Below are 15,268 nucleotides of genomic sequence, written 5' to 3' on the forward strand. Positions count from 1 at the left end.
GGACTGGGTGTAACGTACGGGCGTCCCACAGCTTCTGGCAATAGGCGGCGTCGAAGAAGTTGCAGACACACGAAGCCGGCGGGCCGCGCGAGAATCGGCGACCAGAAGCGGCACGGTGGTGAAGACGAACATCGGCCACCCGGACACGACGGAAAGAGGAACCGCGATGCCCGCGAGCAACCACAGCAAGCGCACCGAGGCTGTTGCCGCCCCCGCCGTCGACACCGGGGAGTCGCAGGGAGTGCGCAGTGTCCAGCGGGCATTGGACATCCTGTCCCTGCTGACCGAGGAGCGACCCCTGGTCGCCATCCGGGACATCGTCGAGGCGACCGGGCTGGCGAAGACGACGGTCATCCGTCTGGTGCAGACCCTGGAGCAGAGCGGCCTGCTGTGGGCCACCTCCAGCGGGTACATGGCGGGGCCGGGGCTGTGGCGCTGGGCCCACCTGGCCCGGCGCAGCTGGGAACTTCCGCCCGAGACCCAGCGCCTGATGCGGGAACTGGCCGCCCGCCAGCGGGAGACGGTCAACCTGTACGTGGCGCGTGACATCTACCGGGTCTGCATCGCCCAGCAGGAGAGCCCGCAACCGCTGCGGCACGTCGTGCACATCGGCGACGAACTGCCGATGTGGGGCGGCGCGTCGGCCAAGGTGCTGCTGCGCGACGCGTCGACGAGCCTGCTTGCCCGGGTGGCCCGCAGCTCGCCGTACGGTGAAGGGCACCTCAAGCGGCTGCAGGAGTGGATCGACGAGGCGGCGCAGAACGGCTTCGCGGTCAGCCATGGCGAGCGCGAGGACGGGCTGACGGCGGTCGCGGTACCCATCACAGGCCGGTCCGGCGCCGTGGTCGCCGCACTGTCGCTCAGCGGGCCCACCATGCGCTTTCCCGACCAGCGCATCGCCGAGTTCGCCGCCGACCTCGCCAGCGTCGCGAAACACATGTCCGACCGAGGGTTCGACCATCCCCTCGGCTCCTGAGCCACCGACCCCGGACCGGCGCCGCACGCGACGCGGCGCCACAGAAGGAGTAGGCGAATGCACGACCGTCCGCTCACCGGCATCCGTGTACTGGATCTGACCAACGTTCTCGCCGGGCCCTACTGCAGCTACCAGCTGATGCTGCTCGGCGCCGAGGTAATCAAGATCGAGTTGCCCGGGCACGGTGACCTGGCCCGGCACCTCGGTCCCGACCCGGAACTGAACGACGCCGGCATCGGCGCGTCGTTCCTGGCGCAGAACGCCGGGAAGATGTCCGTCGAGCTGGACCTCAAGGATGCCGGCGACCGGGCCGCCTTCGAGAGGCTGCTCGGCGACGCGGACGTACTGCTGGAGAACTTCCGGGCGGGGGTACTGGCACGCATCGGCTACGACTGGCCCCGGCTGCGCACGCTCAATCCGGCGCTGGTCTACTGCGCCATCTCCGGCTTCGGCCAGACCGGGCCGATGAACCAGGCGCCCGCCTACGACCAGATCATCCAGGGCCTGTCCGGGATGATGAGTGTCACCGGTACCCCGGAGACCGCGCCGCTGCGGGTCGGTTTCCCGGTCAGCGACAGCGTCGGGGGATTGTCCGCCGCGCTGGCCATCACCGCCGCGTTGCACGCCCGGCATCGGACCGGCGAGGGTTGTTTCCTGGACGTGTCGATGCTCGAGGCGTCGATGTCGGCGATGGGCTGGGCGATCTCCAACTATCTCGTCAGCGGCGTGCCCCCGGAGCCCATGGGCGACCAGAACGCGACCGCCGCCCCGTCCGGTACATTCCACGCCGGCGACGGCCCGCTCAACATCGCGGCCAACCGGCAGGAGCAGTTCGAGACCCTGTGCCGGCTGATCGACCGGCTGGACCTGCTCACCGACAGCCGGTTCGCCGACCGGGAGGCACGCAAGCGCCACCGCGACGAACTCAACCACGAACTCAACGTGGCACTGGGCGGCCGTACCGCGCTGGAGTGGGAACTGTTGCTGTCCCCCGCCGGAGTACCCGCCGCACGGATCCTGACCGTGCCCCAGGCCGTGGAGTCCGGCCAACTGGCCCACCGGGGCTTCTTCACCGACCTGCCGTTCCCCGACTCGTCGGGCCGGGTACTGCGCGTCAGCGGCAGCGGCGTGCTGTTCAACGGGACCCCACTCAAACCGACCACCACGCCACCCCTGCTCGGCGAGCACAACGCGCTGGTGCCCGAGCTCACCGAGCGCTGGCGAAGCGCTGGGTACCCCGCCGACTCGCGGCTCGCGAGCCTGACCCCAGCCGAGGAGCGCAACGCATGACCGCCTCACCGCCCAGCCCTGAAGCGTCCGCGGCGCCGGCTGTCCGCACCCTGGGCGAGACCACCACCGCCGACGTGGCCGACTGGTGGGCCACCGGCGTGTCCCGGATGGCACCCGGCGAGCTCGAACTGCGCGGCCGGCCGGTTCAGGAGCTGATCGGCACCACCGGATTCGCGGCAACCATCTGGCTGATGTTGCGCGGCGAGCTGCCCAGCCCGCAACAGGCGCAGCTGCTGGAGGCCGCCCTCGTCGCCTCCGTCGATCACGGTCCACAGGCACCCTCCATCGCGGTGGCACGAATGGCCATCACGTGCGGCGTCGGCCTGAACAACGCCATGGCGACCGGCGTCAACCTGCTCGGCGACGTGCATGGCGGAGCCGGCCAGCAGTGCGTCGAACTGCTCACCGAAATTCGCGACCGCGGCGCCGAGAACGGCGACATCGATGTGGCCGCCACCGAGGTCGTGGCACGGTGGCGCGCCCAGTCCCGGTACCTACCGGGCTTCGGACACCGGTTCCACCCGGTCGATCCGCGCCGGCAACCCCTGCTGAGCCTGGTGGAGACCGCCGTCGCCGCCGGGACAGTGCCCGGCGAACACCTGCGGGCCGCGTACGCCATCGAGAACCTCCTCGCCGGGCGCAGCCGCCCGGTACCGATGAACATCGACGGCGCGACGGCGGTCATCTACGCCGAACTCGGCTTCCCGGCCCCGCTCGCTCGCGGGCTGTTCGTCCTGAGCAGAAGCGTCGGCATCCTCGCCCACGCCTGGGAGGAGAGCCAGCAGGGCCGGCGCAACAAAGGCCCCATGCCACCGGCCATCCTGCCCAGTTACGTCCCACCCGCTGCCGCTGGCTGACCCCCCAGCAAGGACGCCAGCCGCGCCGGGGCAACACCGCCATGAGCGCGGCCCTGCCGGCGTACCTACTCGTGCCACCTCGCGGGCGAGTTCGCTAATGAACGAACTGGTACGTTCGTTAGGATACTCGCCGTGCCCTAGAGGGCAAGGGCCTCATCCGGGATGGCGGCAACGTGCGGCGAGATGGCCCAGCACGGCCCGCTTGAGGTTTCATAGTCGTAGTCGAGGAACAGGAGCCCACCGGTGACAACAGCTGATCGGATCGCTCAATCAGCGTTCAGCGACGCGCCGGCCAAGCAACGGGACGCGGACCGCACCCGCGCGCAGATACTCGACGTGGCCACCGCCGACTTCGCGAATCTGGGCTACGACGGTGCCCGCGTGGACGATATCGCCGCGAAGACGAGCACCACCAAACGCATGATCTACTACTACTTCGGCGGCAAGGAAGGCCTTTACATCGCCGTGCTCGAACGCGCCTACGCGGGCATCCGGGCGCTGGAGGCGGGTCTGGACGTCGAGGGCCTGGAGCCGGCCTCGGCCATCCGCCGGCTGGCCGAACTGACCTTCGACCATCACGACAGCCATCCCGACTTCGTCCGGTTGGTCGCGATCGAAAACATTCATCGAGGCGAGCACCTGCGCCGCTCCACGGCGCTGGCCGGACTCGCGACGCCCGCGCTCGACGTGCTGAGCACGATCCTTGAGCGCGGGCGCAAGGCCGGCGTCTTCCGCGAGGATGTCGACAGTCTCGATGTGCACATGGTGATCAGCGCGTACTGCATCTTCCGGACCGCGAACCGGTACACCTTCGAGGCGATCTTCAACCGGGACCTCCTCGATCCCCGGCGCCGCGCACACCAGCGCCGGCTGCTCGGCGACCTGGTACTCGAGTTCCTGACCGCACCGGCCTCCGCCTGAGGAACTCCTTCGGCTCCGTGCTGCCGGAGTCGCCTCACCGCGACGGCGGAACCCTCGTCGCGGGGAGGCGACCACCCTTACGTCACTTCAGCGACGACAGCGGGACCCTCGCGAGGTAGGTGTCCTCGACCAGCGCACCCGGGCTGTATGGGAACGCGATGTAGGCGTACTCGCGGTTGCCGGTGATCCAGGTCGTGAAGTCACCCGCGCCGTTGCCGTCACCGTAGTTGCCCAGGTACGTCAGCGGTGGGTACACCGAGCGCTCGGGACTGACCTTCACCGTCGTCCCCGCGTGGCCGTTGTCGACCAGCGCCGCGTACGTGTCGAAGGCACCCTGGTCGCGGTGGAAGCCGCGCCACACCACGAGGACGCGACCGTCGGCCGTGTAGCCGACGCTGACCTGGTTCGCGTTGACCACCGGCTCGCCGGCCGGCGTCCTGGGGGTGACCGTCTTCCAGGTGCGGCCGGCGTCAGTGGTGATGTATACCCGGACCGACAGGTGATCGGCGGTGTACGCCACGACCGCGAAATGGCCGGCGCGCGAGCGGTCGGCTGCGGCCACCGGGTACCGCGTGGTGCCGGTAGTGCTGAAATCGGCCGCCTGCGCGATCAGGTGCGCGGTGAATGTCTTGCCCTCATCGGTACTGGTCGCCAGCGCCAAGCACGGACAGTGGGTGCCGGCGACGGTAGTGGCGCTGGCAACGAACGGCTCGGCGAGGATGCCCGACGCCGCGGTCATCGTGCCTCCGGCCGAACGTGGCCAGCCCGCCACGTTGGGCTGGTTGACCGTGCCGAAGGTGCCGGCGTGGTCGTCGGACGCGACCACGTAAACGCCGGCGGTCGAGTAGAACGTGCCGGTCGTCGGGTCCGTGAAGCCGTTCGAGCCGTCCCATGGCGTGTCTTGCGGCGCCATGCCGCCGTTCAGGCCGGTCAGTCCGGGTGCCAGCTTTGCCAGGTCGATGCCCCAGATGCCCTGAGCCCAGGTGGTGCCGTTGTCGGTGGAGACCGTGACCATCGCCCGGCCCTGCTTGGGCAGCGCGCCGGTTGTGCCGTTGGCGGTGAACACCGAGCCGCCGGCGTAGATGCGCCCGTCGGGGCCGAACGTCACCCAGGGCGCATTGCAGTAGTACAGGCCGAGGGCGGTGGCATCGGGGTCGGCCCGGAAGTACGGGGTGATGTCGGTGTCCTTGAACGTCCTGCCCGCGTCGGTGGAGACGGACACGTGGCACGCGGCCGTCCGGGCGTCCTTGGGCGCGTTGGTGTCCACCGGCAGGGTGTACTGGCGCCATGCCACCGCTACCGTGTCGTCATCCACCGGGCTGACGGCGACTTGCGGAAACACCGAGCCGAACTTCGCACTGTTTCCACTGATGTTGACCAGCACGTTTTGCGCGGAGCCGTGGTCGCTCGCGGTGGCCACGGTGGTGTGAGTGCCCACGCCCAGCGTCGTCAGGGCGACGGCAACGCCCGCGGCCACGGCAAGCGGGGTCGGTCGGATGAGCCAGCGTAGTGCTCGCTGTCTGTCCACACAGTCCTCGTTTCGGTTGGGAGCGGAGCGGACCGGAATCGCCGTCGAGCGGGTATCAAGGCAACGAACACGCGGTCCGTCAGATGGATCGATAGGTCCGCACTACGGCCGAACCATAGTGTCCAGCTGGACGCCGCCACAAGGCGGAAACGAGGTTCGACGGCCCGGCATTCAGAAGCTGAACGCCTCAGCGTCGCCGCATTGTCTCGCTCGACTACGGAGCCTATGCTGCGACGGACTATGTAAATGGTTCGATCGGTCCGTCTAGCAGATCAGCAGACCTCAACGGAGCAGCGGAACCCGATCCTGACCCACCCCGGGATGGCCCGCTCGATCGGGCTGTCCTCCGTTGGTCCGGCCCCGAGATTCCCAGGCGAGCCGCCCGGGCGCCTTCCCCTCGGCGCCCGGGCGGCGTATAAGTAACTATCTAGTTCGTTCGTAGACGCGCCTGGAGTTGTGCAGGTTCCTCTGAGCCGGGCCGCATCCTCGCCGACCCGATCGAATCGGGACCGGTCCCGGCTGTTCTCCGGTCTCAGGTCCGAACCTGACCGGGTGCTGCGCAACGTCGACGCGTGTCCGAGAGCACGAAGGGCGGGATGTTCATGCGCACCACTGACGTCATGACCGCTGCCGATTCCGGCGAGACGCCGGCGAATCCGCGCTTGGGCATCGCGACCGTCTGTCTGTCGGGCACGCTCGAAGACAAGCTCGCCGCGGCATCCGCGGCTCGGTTCCAGACCGTAGAGATCTTCGAGAACGACCTCATCGCATCGCCGTGGCCGCCGCGGCAGGTCCGGGAGGAATGCGCACGCAGGGGCTTGACGGTTGACGTCTACCAGCCGTTCCGCGACTTCGAAGCGGTACCGCCCGACCTGTTCGCGGCCAACATGCGCAGGGCTGAGCGGACGTTCGACGTGTTGGAACAACTAGGCGCCAGCACGATGCTGGTCACCTCGTCGGTCTCCCCCGATGCCGTGGACGACGACGACCTCGCGGCCGAGCAGCTGCATGCGCTAGCCAGCAGCGCCGAGCGCCGCGGCCTGCGAATCGCCTATGAGCCCCTGGCATGGGGCAGGTTCGTCAGGACCTGCGCACATGCCTGGCGCATCGTGCGACACGCCAACCACCCCGCACTCGGTCTGTGTCTGGACAGTTTCCACCTTCTGTCCGGTGGGGACGATCTGGCGAGTATCGGTGTGGTGCCCGGGTCAAAGGTGTTTCACGTGCAGTTGGCCGACGCGCCGCGCCTGAACATGGACCTGGTCGAGTGGAGCCGACATCACCGGTTGTTCCCCGGGCTGGGCTGCTTCCCACTCACAGAGTTCGTGAGCCGCGTGCTGTCCACCGGCTATGTCGGGCCCTTGTCGCTCGAGGTCTTCAACGACGTCTATCGTCAGGCCGACCCGCGACTGGCGGCAATCGACGGGATGCGTTCGCTTCTGGCTCTACAGGAGGCGGTCAGCGTCTCAGGCCCACCGGCCGTGCGGGAGCGCCTGCAGACGGTCGGCTTGCCGCCGGCACCTCGACTCGGCAATCACGCATTCACCGAGCTCGCCGTGGACGATCTGTCCGGCCCGGTCGTGGCGCGTGCGTTGAGCGCGCTCGGCTTCGTCCACACGGGCCAACATCCGTCAAAGCCGGTACAGCTATGGCAACAGGGCCAGGCCCGAGTCCTCCTGAACTTCGCACCACAGACGACCGTCGCTCCAGGTACGGCCGCAATCTGCGCTCTCGGTGTGGAAAGCGCCGACCCGGCCACGTCCGCCCAGCGGGCAGAAGCACTGCTCGCACCTGTATTGCCGCGCACCCGCCAGTCGGAGGAAGCCGACCTCACGTCCATCGCCGCGCCGGACGGGCTGGCGGTGTTCCTGCTGCGCGGCGGAGCCGAGCCCAACACCTGGTTGAAAGACTTCCGGCCCACCGGCACGAGTCCCCGCCCCGACGGCCTGGTGACGAAGACGGACCACATCTCCCTCACCCAAACCGTCGACGACTTCGACGAAACGGCCCTGTTCTACCGGACGGTTCTCGGCCTCCAGATGGACGAGACCACCGAGATCGCCGCACCGTTCGGTCTTGTCCGAAGCAGAGCTTCCGCCGACCCATCCGGTGATTTACGCATCACCTTCAACACCGCTCCGCTGCGCCGCGGGGACTGGGCACCCGCGGTCCCCAGCCCCCAGAACGTCACGTTCACGACGGACGACGCCATAGCCAGCGCCAGGGCGATGCGCTCGCTCGGCGCGCCGGTCCTGAAAATCCCCGACAACTACTACGTTGAGCTCGACGCGCGCCTGGCCCTGCCACCGCAACGCCTGGCCGCGCTGCGGGAGTACTCCATCCTCTACGACCGGGACGAGCACGGCGAGTTCTTGCACTTCTACACGGAGATGCTCGGATCTCGCGTGTTCTTCGAAGTCGTGCAACGCGTCGGCGGATACACCGGCGTGGGCGACCCCAACAGCGCTCCGGTCCGTATGGCCGCTCATCGTCAGCGACGACTCATCAACCTCCGGAACGCGCCTGCGCCCGTAGGAGAACTTCGGCATGACTATTCACTGGCCCACCTCACCGCGCTGAGCCTGTCACCGCCGCAACTCGTCGACGCCGCGGCCGATGCCGGCTACCGGTACGTTGGGCTACGGCTGACCCGGGTAACGCCCCAGGAACCCCACTACCCGTTGGCCACCGACCCAGCGCTGATGCGCACAACCAAGGTGCATCTAGCAGCCACCGGGATCGAGGTGCTCGACGTGGAACTAGCCCGGATCAGCCCACAAGACGATCCACGCGACTTCCTCCGGTTCTTGGACGCAGCCGCGGAGCTAGGGGCGCGCCACGTCATCACCCAACTGCCCGACCCTGACCGGGTACGGAAAATTGATCGATTCGCGCAACTGTGCGAGATGGCTTGGCCACTCGGACTCACCATCGACCTGGAGTTCCCGTCCTGGACGGAGACACCCGACCTGGGTGAGGCCACCCGTGTCCTTCGCGCGGCGCAGCAGCCCAACGCGGGCATCCTGGTCGACGTGCTCCACTTCGCCCGCTCGGGATCGAGCGTGGCCGACCTCCGCCAGCTACCCAGCGAGTGGTTTCACTTCGCCCACGTGTGCGACGCCCCCGCCGGGGTGCCATCCACCAATGAGGGTCTGATCTACACGGCACGGTTCGAACGACTCTTTCCCGGAGAGGGCGGTATCGACGTTCATGGCGTCCTGGACGCACTGCCTGCCGGAATCCCATACGCGCTGGAGATCCCTCGTGCGATGCTTATCGCCCAGGTTGGCGCGAGGGAACATGCTCGATTGGCGATAACTGCCGCCCGCCGCTTCCTCGATCACGCGCCCAACTCGTCATCGACGACCGCTGCGGCCTAGCCGGTCGGCATGTCCGGGGCCGGATCGGGGCAGCGGAAGACTTCGGAATGCACCAGCTGGGCTGGGCGGTAGGCCCGGTGGCTGCCGTTGACTCGGACAGCGAACTGGGAGGGAGACCGCGTCCGCAAGTCCACTCGAGGGTCGGTCCCTGTGCTTCGCGCCACCGAAGTCGACGAATCGCCAGGCAATGGTCGGCCCACCAGGAGTTCGATGAGCTCGGGAAGCACGGCCGCTGGTGACGTCGAGAGCGACGCCGTTGGGCGGAAGAGCGCGAACTCGCTCGACATGCCGGCCCGATGCGCCGCCGTCGAGAAGCAGCAGGTCGCGTTCGCGGCAATCGGCCCGCAGTTGCTGGGCGGTGCTACGGAAGCGAAACGAGTTCGGCCGACCACCGGACCGACCGGACGCACAACGGCCACGACGACAACGACAGCGCGAACGGGTGCGGGTGCCGGACGAATCCGGCACCGCCACCCCGGGTTCATCGGCCGGGAATCAGGCGTCCCGGTCGGGGGCCGTCAGGGCGCTCCACTCCTCGGCGGAGAGGTCCTGTCCGGCCACCAGGTAGAACGGCCGGCGTGGCGGGTCGGCCACGGCGTGAACCCACGCTGGGTCACTCCAACCCGGAGAGTCTGTTCCGCCTGGCTGGTGGCCGTGCAGTTGCAGTGACGTAAGGAGGGCCGCAAGTTGGGGGTCCGCGTCGAAGCTCTGTCGGTCCCGGGGGCCCGACACGCGCGACCTCGCGACATGTGCGTGCGCCCCGGCGGGTAGGGCCGCGTCTCAAGACCCGCACCACCAGCTCGTCGTACGCTTCATGTCGTGGTCCCTGCCAGTGCTGCCGGAGTCGGGGCCGGGGTGATGTTGTGGTTGACGTGAAAGAAGTTTGTCGGGTCATATGCTCGCTTGACTCCTTGCAGCCGGCGCAGGTTCTCCCTCGTGAAGGCGTCCTCAACTCGTGACGGGTCGCAGAGGAAGTTGTAGAAGACCGCACCGATACCGGTTGGCAAGTTGCTGCCCGGGTTGTCCAGCGTGACGGAGAAGGGGGCGCCGCGATGCCCGGCCGGGCCGGCGTCGGCTGCGGCGGTGGCGATAGCGCCGCCCCAGTGACGGATCTCCACCGTCGTCCCGTTCTCCCGATGGGCCGCAACGATGGTGGCGATATCCCCGTCGGTGAGGTGCTGGAAGAAGTCCTGATACCTCGGCGAGATCCCGCCCATCTTCGCCTTGGCGTAGCTCGCGACCCTCCGGTCGATCCGTGCAGCGCCCCGCCAGAGCGGACGCAGGGCGCGGCCGGTGAGGTCCGTGGACATCGCCTTGACCACGACACCCTCGCTGCCCAGCAGAACGGCGGTGCTCGCCGAGTCCGGCGCCGCGTCCGCCCAGCCGCGATAGTGGTCGAGCACGTCGGCCGCAGCCTCGATCGGGAACGTCGCCACGGCGGTGACCACCTGCGATACCGGGTAGAGCCGGAACTCCAGGCTGGCTACCACGCCGAAGTTGCCGCCGCCGCCGCGAACTGCCCAGAACAGGTCGGGGTGCCGATGCGGTGTGACGGTGACGGTCTGCCCGTCGGCGGTGACCACCTCGGCTCGCAGCACGCTGTCCGCGGCCAGACCGTAGCGGCGGGCCAGCCATCCCATGCCACCGCCGAGGGTGTACCCGACAACCCCGACATCCGGCGAGGAGCCCGACAGCGGCGCCAGGCCGTACGGGGCCGCCGCCGAGAGCACTGCGCCCCAGCGCGTGCCCGGCCCTACGGTCGCGATGCGGCGATCCGGATCGATCAGGACATCTGCGAGGCTACCCGTCTTAAGCAGAACACCATGGTCAACGGGCTGCCAGGTGCCATGCCCGGTGGCCTGCACGGCGAACGGTAGGTCGAGGTCGCGGGCAGTGGTCACGGCCAGGCCGATGTCGGCCGGTTCCATCGCCTCCATGATCATGGCGGGACGGGAGTCCACGGTGGGTGACAGTGCGGCTCGATGCAGGTCGTAGCCGGGGTCACCGGGAAGATGCAGCTTGGTCGTCATGTGATCGAGCCTCGTCGCGTACCCGGTGGTCGACATCCGTGGAAACCACGTAGCCTCCACGGGTCCGCAGCACGTAGGTATCCTCAGAGCGGTGGCACCGCATGTGGAGATCTCCGAACGGGAGGCCGAGATTCTGCAGGCCCTCCGTGACCGGCTGACCAACGCGGAGATCGCCAAGAAGTACTTCATCTCGGTGCGTACGGTCGAGACCCACGTGTCAAACCTGCTGCGCAAGTACGGTGTCGCCGACCGGCGGGCGCTGGCCGGGGTCGCCGTCTCCGGCCCGCATACCGCGACCGTTTCGCCCGGATTTCGCGGTCTGCCGATCGCCCGTACACCGCTGATCGGCCGCGGGCGGGAACTGGACGCGGTCGACGCCGCCCTCGCTGCTGCGCGGCTGGTGACCCTGGCGGGTCCGGGAGGTGTGGGAAAAACCAGGCTCGCCACCCAGCTCGCGCTCGGCGCGGATGACGGAGCATTCATCGATCTGGTGCCGGTCAGCGACGCCTTCCTGGTCGAATCCGTCGCCGCGGTCCTAGGTGTATCGCAGTCGCCGGGCCAGGCGCTCGACGATGCGGTACTCGACCACCTGAGCCGCCGCGAGACCCTGCTCGTCCTCGACAACTGCGAGCACGTCATCGACGCCGTCGCCCGACTGGTCGAGCAGGTCCTCAATCGTTGTCCGGAAGCGAGGATCCTGGCCACCAGCAGGGAACAGCTCGACGTCCCGGGCGAACAGGTAATCCCGTTAGGACCGCTGCGCCTAGCTTCCGAGGCCGAGGAGCTGTTTGTTGCGCGGGCCCGGGCGGCCGACCCTGACTTCATCGCCGATCCCACTGTCGTCGCCGAGATCTGCCAGCGCCTGGACGGTCTGCCGCTGGCCCTTGAGCTGGCCGCCGCCCGCAGCGCATCGCTGGGCGTCCCTGGGCTGCTCGCCGCGCTCGACGACCAGCTGCGGTTGCTCCGCGGCGGCCGCGGGGGCGACGAGCGCCACCGCTCGCTGCGCGACGTGATCGACTGGAGCTACCAGTTGCTCGACGACGACGAACGGAGCCTGTTCCGGACGCTGGGTGTGTTCGCCGGAGGCTTCGACCTGGCTGCGGTGATCGCGGTGGCCTCCAGCGAGGACCGCGCTGCGGTCATCGACTTGTTGGGCCGGCTGACCTCCAAGAGCCTGGTCACCCGCGAACGGACCGGGCATGCCCGGTGGCGGTTGCTGGAGACGGTACGCGTATTCGCCGCGGACGAGCTGCGTACCGAGGGCGAATGGGAAGCAGTTCGCAGGCGGCACCTACACTGGGCGGCCGGTACCGCGTCCCGGCTGGGGTTGACACAGGTCGGGTCTGGCGGCACCGATTCCGGCTGGCGTGACGAGTTCGACCTCGTGGTTGACGACCTTCGAGCGGCGCTCACCTACTGTCCACAGCAGACAGACGCATCGGCACACCGGCTGGCACGTACACTTGGCGCGCTGACGTACGCCCGCCGGTTCCTCAACGAGTCGAGCGCCCACTACCGCCGCGCGGCCGCGCTGGCCCCGGATGCGGCACAGGCCGCCGCCGACCTCGACCACGCGGCCGCCGGCGTGTTGATGACTACGAACCTCGGTGTACGTGCCGCCCCGGTGCTCGTCGAAGCCGCCGACCGGGCGCGGCAGGCCGGTGACGGCACCGCCGAAGCCATCGCGCTCGGGCGGGCCGTCGAAGTGATCACCAGGTTCTCCGGCGGCCTGCCCGTCGACACCGAGCCGCAGTGGCGGAAGGACCTGCTGGCCAGGGCCGCCGGCGCTGGTAACCCGGCCGACCCGCGGGTGGCCGCGCAACTGGCCATCGCGGCGGCGTGGGATCGGCGCGGTCGGCGTCACGATCCCGATCCCGAGCTGGCAGGGCAAGCGCTGACCGCGACGCGGGCCAGCGACGAACCGCTGCTCGCCAGTGCCACGCTGGATCTGATGGCGACCGTCGCAGTCAGTGCGGGCAGGCTGCGGGAAGCACACCTGATCAGCACGGAGCGCGCCAAGGTGTTGGCGCACCTGGACCGCGACGACCCGCTTGCCGGGCCGGAGATCGTGGACGGCCTACACATGGTCGCCGTCTACGCCATCGCCGCCGGCGACCTGCCCACGGCGCTGAGCGCCGGGTGGAGCGTTCGCGACGACAACCTCACCGGCGGGGACTACTCCTCGCCGAGCAAACTGGTCATCGCCCTGGCACTGACCGGCGACATAGCGGCGACGCGGCATCAAGCCGCGGAGATGCACGCCGGCTGGAAACGCGCGGGAACCCCGCGGGCACCATGGATCGCCGCGGGGATGCTCTCCGCCGGACTGGCCGAGGGGCTACACGGTGATCTCGAGCGCAGCCGGTGGTGGCGCGAGCAGGCCCTGATCGCCGCCGGTGACGCCGCGGCGCCCAGCTACGCCTCGTTCGCCGCGTTCGTGGAGGCCCGCCTGATCCTCCACATCGGACAGTTCGCGGACGCGGCCGGGGCGGTCGACCGGGCGTTCGCCGGCTTTCCCGGCGGCCGCAACCAGACGTACGCCCAAGCGGCCGGTGCCGAACTCGCCGTCGCCGCCGGTCTGCCCACGGCGGCCGCCCTGATCCGCCGGGCACGGTCGGCAGCGTACGAGAACCATTGGGCCGAGGCGTGCCTGGCCCGCGCCGAAGGCCGCCTGGGCGCCGACCCAGAGCGCCTGGCCGAGGCGGTCGCGGTGTGGGAGCGCATCGAAGCGCGTGCCGAGCGCGCCCTCACTCTGCTGCTGCTACCCGACCGCGTGGAGGAGGGCCGAGCGGAGCTCGCCGCGATGGACATAACTCATCCTCAATAGCCAGGCCAACCCAGTGCGCCGAGAGCAGACGACCTATGGGCGCGCAGAGGTCTCACGAAGAGCCTCGACATCCCAACGCATTCGAACTCATCCAACGCAACCGGGAGATCCCCGATGCCCAGGATCCGCAGGCATGAGCGCAGGATTCGGCGGGTACCGCTCGAAGATTGGCGGCGCGAAGAGGCTGGCAGGTGACCAGGGCGCGCCCCGCAGAAAGGGAGCCAGGACCTCCCGCGGTGCTTCGACGGCGGTCGTGAGCCGACCTGGCGGCCGACCTCCCGCAACGAGAACCTCGCAGATGCTTGACGACCAGGGCGTGTCACGTCAGGCCACCGCGACGCCGTGGGAACGAACAGGGGATCCGGATCGACGAGAAGTCGCCCAACCACCCTGTCGAGCACGTCTCGCGGCGGCTTCTCCCGTCGAGTTTTTCCGGGGTTCCAGTCGAGCAGGTAGGCCGCCTTCCGGCGTCGCTCGAGATCGTAGCTCGCGAGTTCCGGCAGAAGGTCGTCGAGGGTGAGCTTGTGGAGCACGGCGAGCGCCCTGAGCCCGATCGGAGTGCGCGATCTGGCGTACTGTGCGACCTTATCCGCGGCGGCCTCGGGATGCTCCGGCCGGCGTTGACGGTCATAGCTCTGCCACGTCAGCTCGTGCAGCAACTCTGCCCGCACGTTCGGGTCGATGTCAGTGGCCACGGCACGAGCCAGAGCCGTCCACGCGGCGTCGCTGACCATCGGCAAGGACAGCAGGGATTCCCCAGCGCGGGCACCCCGCTGCGGCGACGGATCGTCGGCGAGCACGGCGATCAGCGTCGGTTCGTCCAGCGGCAGCCGCTCACCGAACCAGCCGCAGTCGTATCCGGCGACGGCCTCGTCCAGCCACCGCTCGTACCAGGCCAGGAAGTCGGAATCCTCAACCACGTATGGCCCGACCGGTCCTTCATCGTCGAGGTTGAACAGTCTGCCGCGCGCCGGTCCCGTCACGACCAGCTGCGTGAACAGCGAGCACCCCTGATCGGCGATTCGCAGAGTGCCCCCTAGGAAGGTGCGATCTGGGCCGGGCGGTTCCTCATACCGCTGTTCCCAGTCATCGAGGTAACGAGGTCCGAGAAGGTACTGACTGGCTTTCGCCAGGTGCCCCGGCCGGCAGACGCCGCCACACGAATCGGCGAGGCGGCGCAGCTTGTAGCCGGGCCCGGCGCCCCCGTCCCCGAGCTCGGTGAGAAACCACCGACATCCCCGTGGGAGCGTAATCTCGTGCCTCGCCTCGAACTCTGCGACTACGGTCTCGGACAACGGCGCCCCGAGTTCGAACCCGTGCTCCTGCACGTCAAAGGGCCTCGGTGGAACAGTCCGCCGTCGCGACCACCGCATCAAGAGGCGACCGCACCTTCGACTACCTGTACGGCGAGTTCAGCGCCCAACACCGGATCGTCGGAATGTCCGCGCCGCTGCCCCTA

At 68.8% G+C, this 15,268-nt stretch carries 9 protein-coding genes; 6 read left to right on the top strand and 3 right to left on the bottom strand.

Annotation, left to right across the window (positions count from 1 at the left end; genetic code table 11):
* Positions 1-166: 166 nt before the first annotated feature.
* The 4 genes from Raf01_RS20685 (at position 167) to Raf01_RS20700 (ending at position 4,044) form a co-directional block, all read left to right on the top strand.
* Positions 167-976, top strand: coding sequence for an IclR family transcriptional regulator (locus tag Raf01_RS20685; RefSeq protein ID WP_203919602.1), 810 nt, complete (start codon positions 167-169; stop codon positions 974-976).
* A 57-nt stretch (positions 977-1,033) separates the two neighbouring features.
* Positions 1,034-2,266 (top strand): CaiB/BaiF CoA transferase family protein, encoded by a 1,233-nt coding sequence (locus Raf01_RS20690; RefSeq protein WP_203919603.1) that lies wholly within the window; start codon positions 1,034-1,036, stop codon positions 2,264-2,266.
* On the top strand, positions 2,263-3,123 hold the full coding sequence (locus tag Raf01_RS20695) for a citryl-CoA lyase (protein ID WP_203919604.1): 861 nt from the start codon (positions 2,263-2,265) through the stop codon (positions 3,121-3,123). The genes Raf01_RS20690 and Raf01_RS20695 overlap by 4 nt, the downstream gene beginning before the upstream one ends.
* 243 nt (positions 3,124-3,366) lie before the next feature.
* Complete coding sequence (locus Raf01_RS20700) at positions 3,367-4,044, top strand: TetR/AcrR family transcriptional regulator (protein ID WP_239133770.1); 678 nt, start codon at positions 3,367-3,369, stop codon at positions 4,042-4,044.
* Positions 4,045-4,126: 82 nt separating this feature from the next.
* Here the strand turns inward: Raf01_RS20700 and Raf01_RS20705 are convergent, their stop codons facing one another.
* Positions 4,127-5,521 carry a hypothetical protein gene (locus Raf01_RS20705; RefSeq protein ID WP_203919605.1) on the bottom strand — a complete coding sequence of 465 codons (1,395 nt, stop codon included), beginning with the start codon at positions 5,519-5,521 and terminating at the stop codon, positions 4,127-4,129.
* Positions 5,522-6,144: 623 nt separating this feature from the next.
* Here Raf01_RS20705 and Raf01_RS20710 point away from each other — a divergent pair.
* Positions 6,145-8,952 carry a TIM barrel protein gene (locus Raf01_RS20710; protein ID WP_203919606.1) on the top strand — a complete coding sequence of 936 codons (2,808 nt, stop codon included), beginning with the start codon at positions 6,145-6,147 and terminating at the stop codon, positions 8,950-8,952.
* 812 nt (positions 8,953-9,764) lie between these two features.
* On the opposite strand, the gene Raf01_RS20715 is transcribed toward Raf01_RS20710, so the two are convergent.
* Complete coding sequence (locus Raf01_RS20715; RefSeq protein ID WP_203919607.1) at positions 9,765-10,982, bottom strand: FAD-binding oxidoreductase; 1,218 nt, start codon at positions 10,980-10,982, stop codon at positions 9,765-9,767.
* Between the two features lie 91 nt (positions 10,983-11,073).
* On the opposite strand from Raf01_RS20715, the gene Raf01_RS20720 reads away from it, so the two are divergent.
* The gene (locus Raf01_RS20720; RefSeq protein WP_203919608.1) at positions 11,074-13,809 is read left to right on the top strand and encodes an ATP-binding protein; all 2,736 of its coding nucleotides are present in this window, start codon (positions 11,074-11,076) and stop codon (positions 13,807-13,809) included.
* On the opposite strand, the gene Raf01_RS20725 is transcribed toward Raf01_RS20720, so the two are convergent.
* A complete protein-coding gene (locus Raf01_RS20725; protein ID WP_203919609.1) occupies positions 13,803-14,792 on the bottom strand; it encodes a hypothetical protein in 990 nt (329 codons plus the stop codon). The genes Raf01_RS20720 and Raf01_RS20725 overlap by 7 nt on opposite strands.
* Positions 14,793-15,268: the final 476 nt, after the last annotated feature.

It is taken from the genome of Rugosimonospora africana (genome assembly GCF_016862975.1).
GTDB classification, from domain to species: Bacteria; Actinomycetota; Actinomycetes; order Mycobacteriales; family Micromonosporaceae; genus Rugosimonospora; species Rugosimonospora africana.

Coding starts and splice junctions, on each gene's coding strand:
- Raf01_RS20690 (WP_203919603.1), top strand. CDS start 1,034: ATGCACGACCGTCCGCTCACCGGCATCCGTGTACTGGATCTGACCAAC.
- Raf01_RS20695 (WP_203919604.1), top strand. CDS start 2,263: ATGACCGCCTCACCGCCCAGCCCTGAAGCGTCCGCGGCGCCGGCTGTC.
- Raf01_RS20685 (WP_203919602.1), top strand. CDS start 167: ATGCCCGCGAGCAACCACAGCAAGCGCACCGAGGCTGTTGCCGCCCCC.
- Raf01_RS20715 (WP_203919607.1), bottom strand. CDS start 10,982: ATGACGACCAAGCTGCATCTTCCCGGTGACCCCGGCTACGACCTGCAT.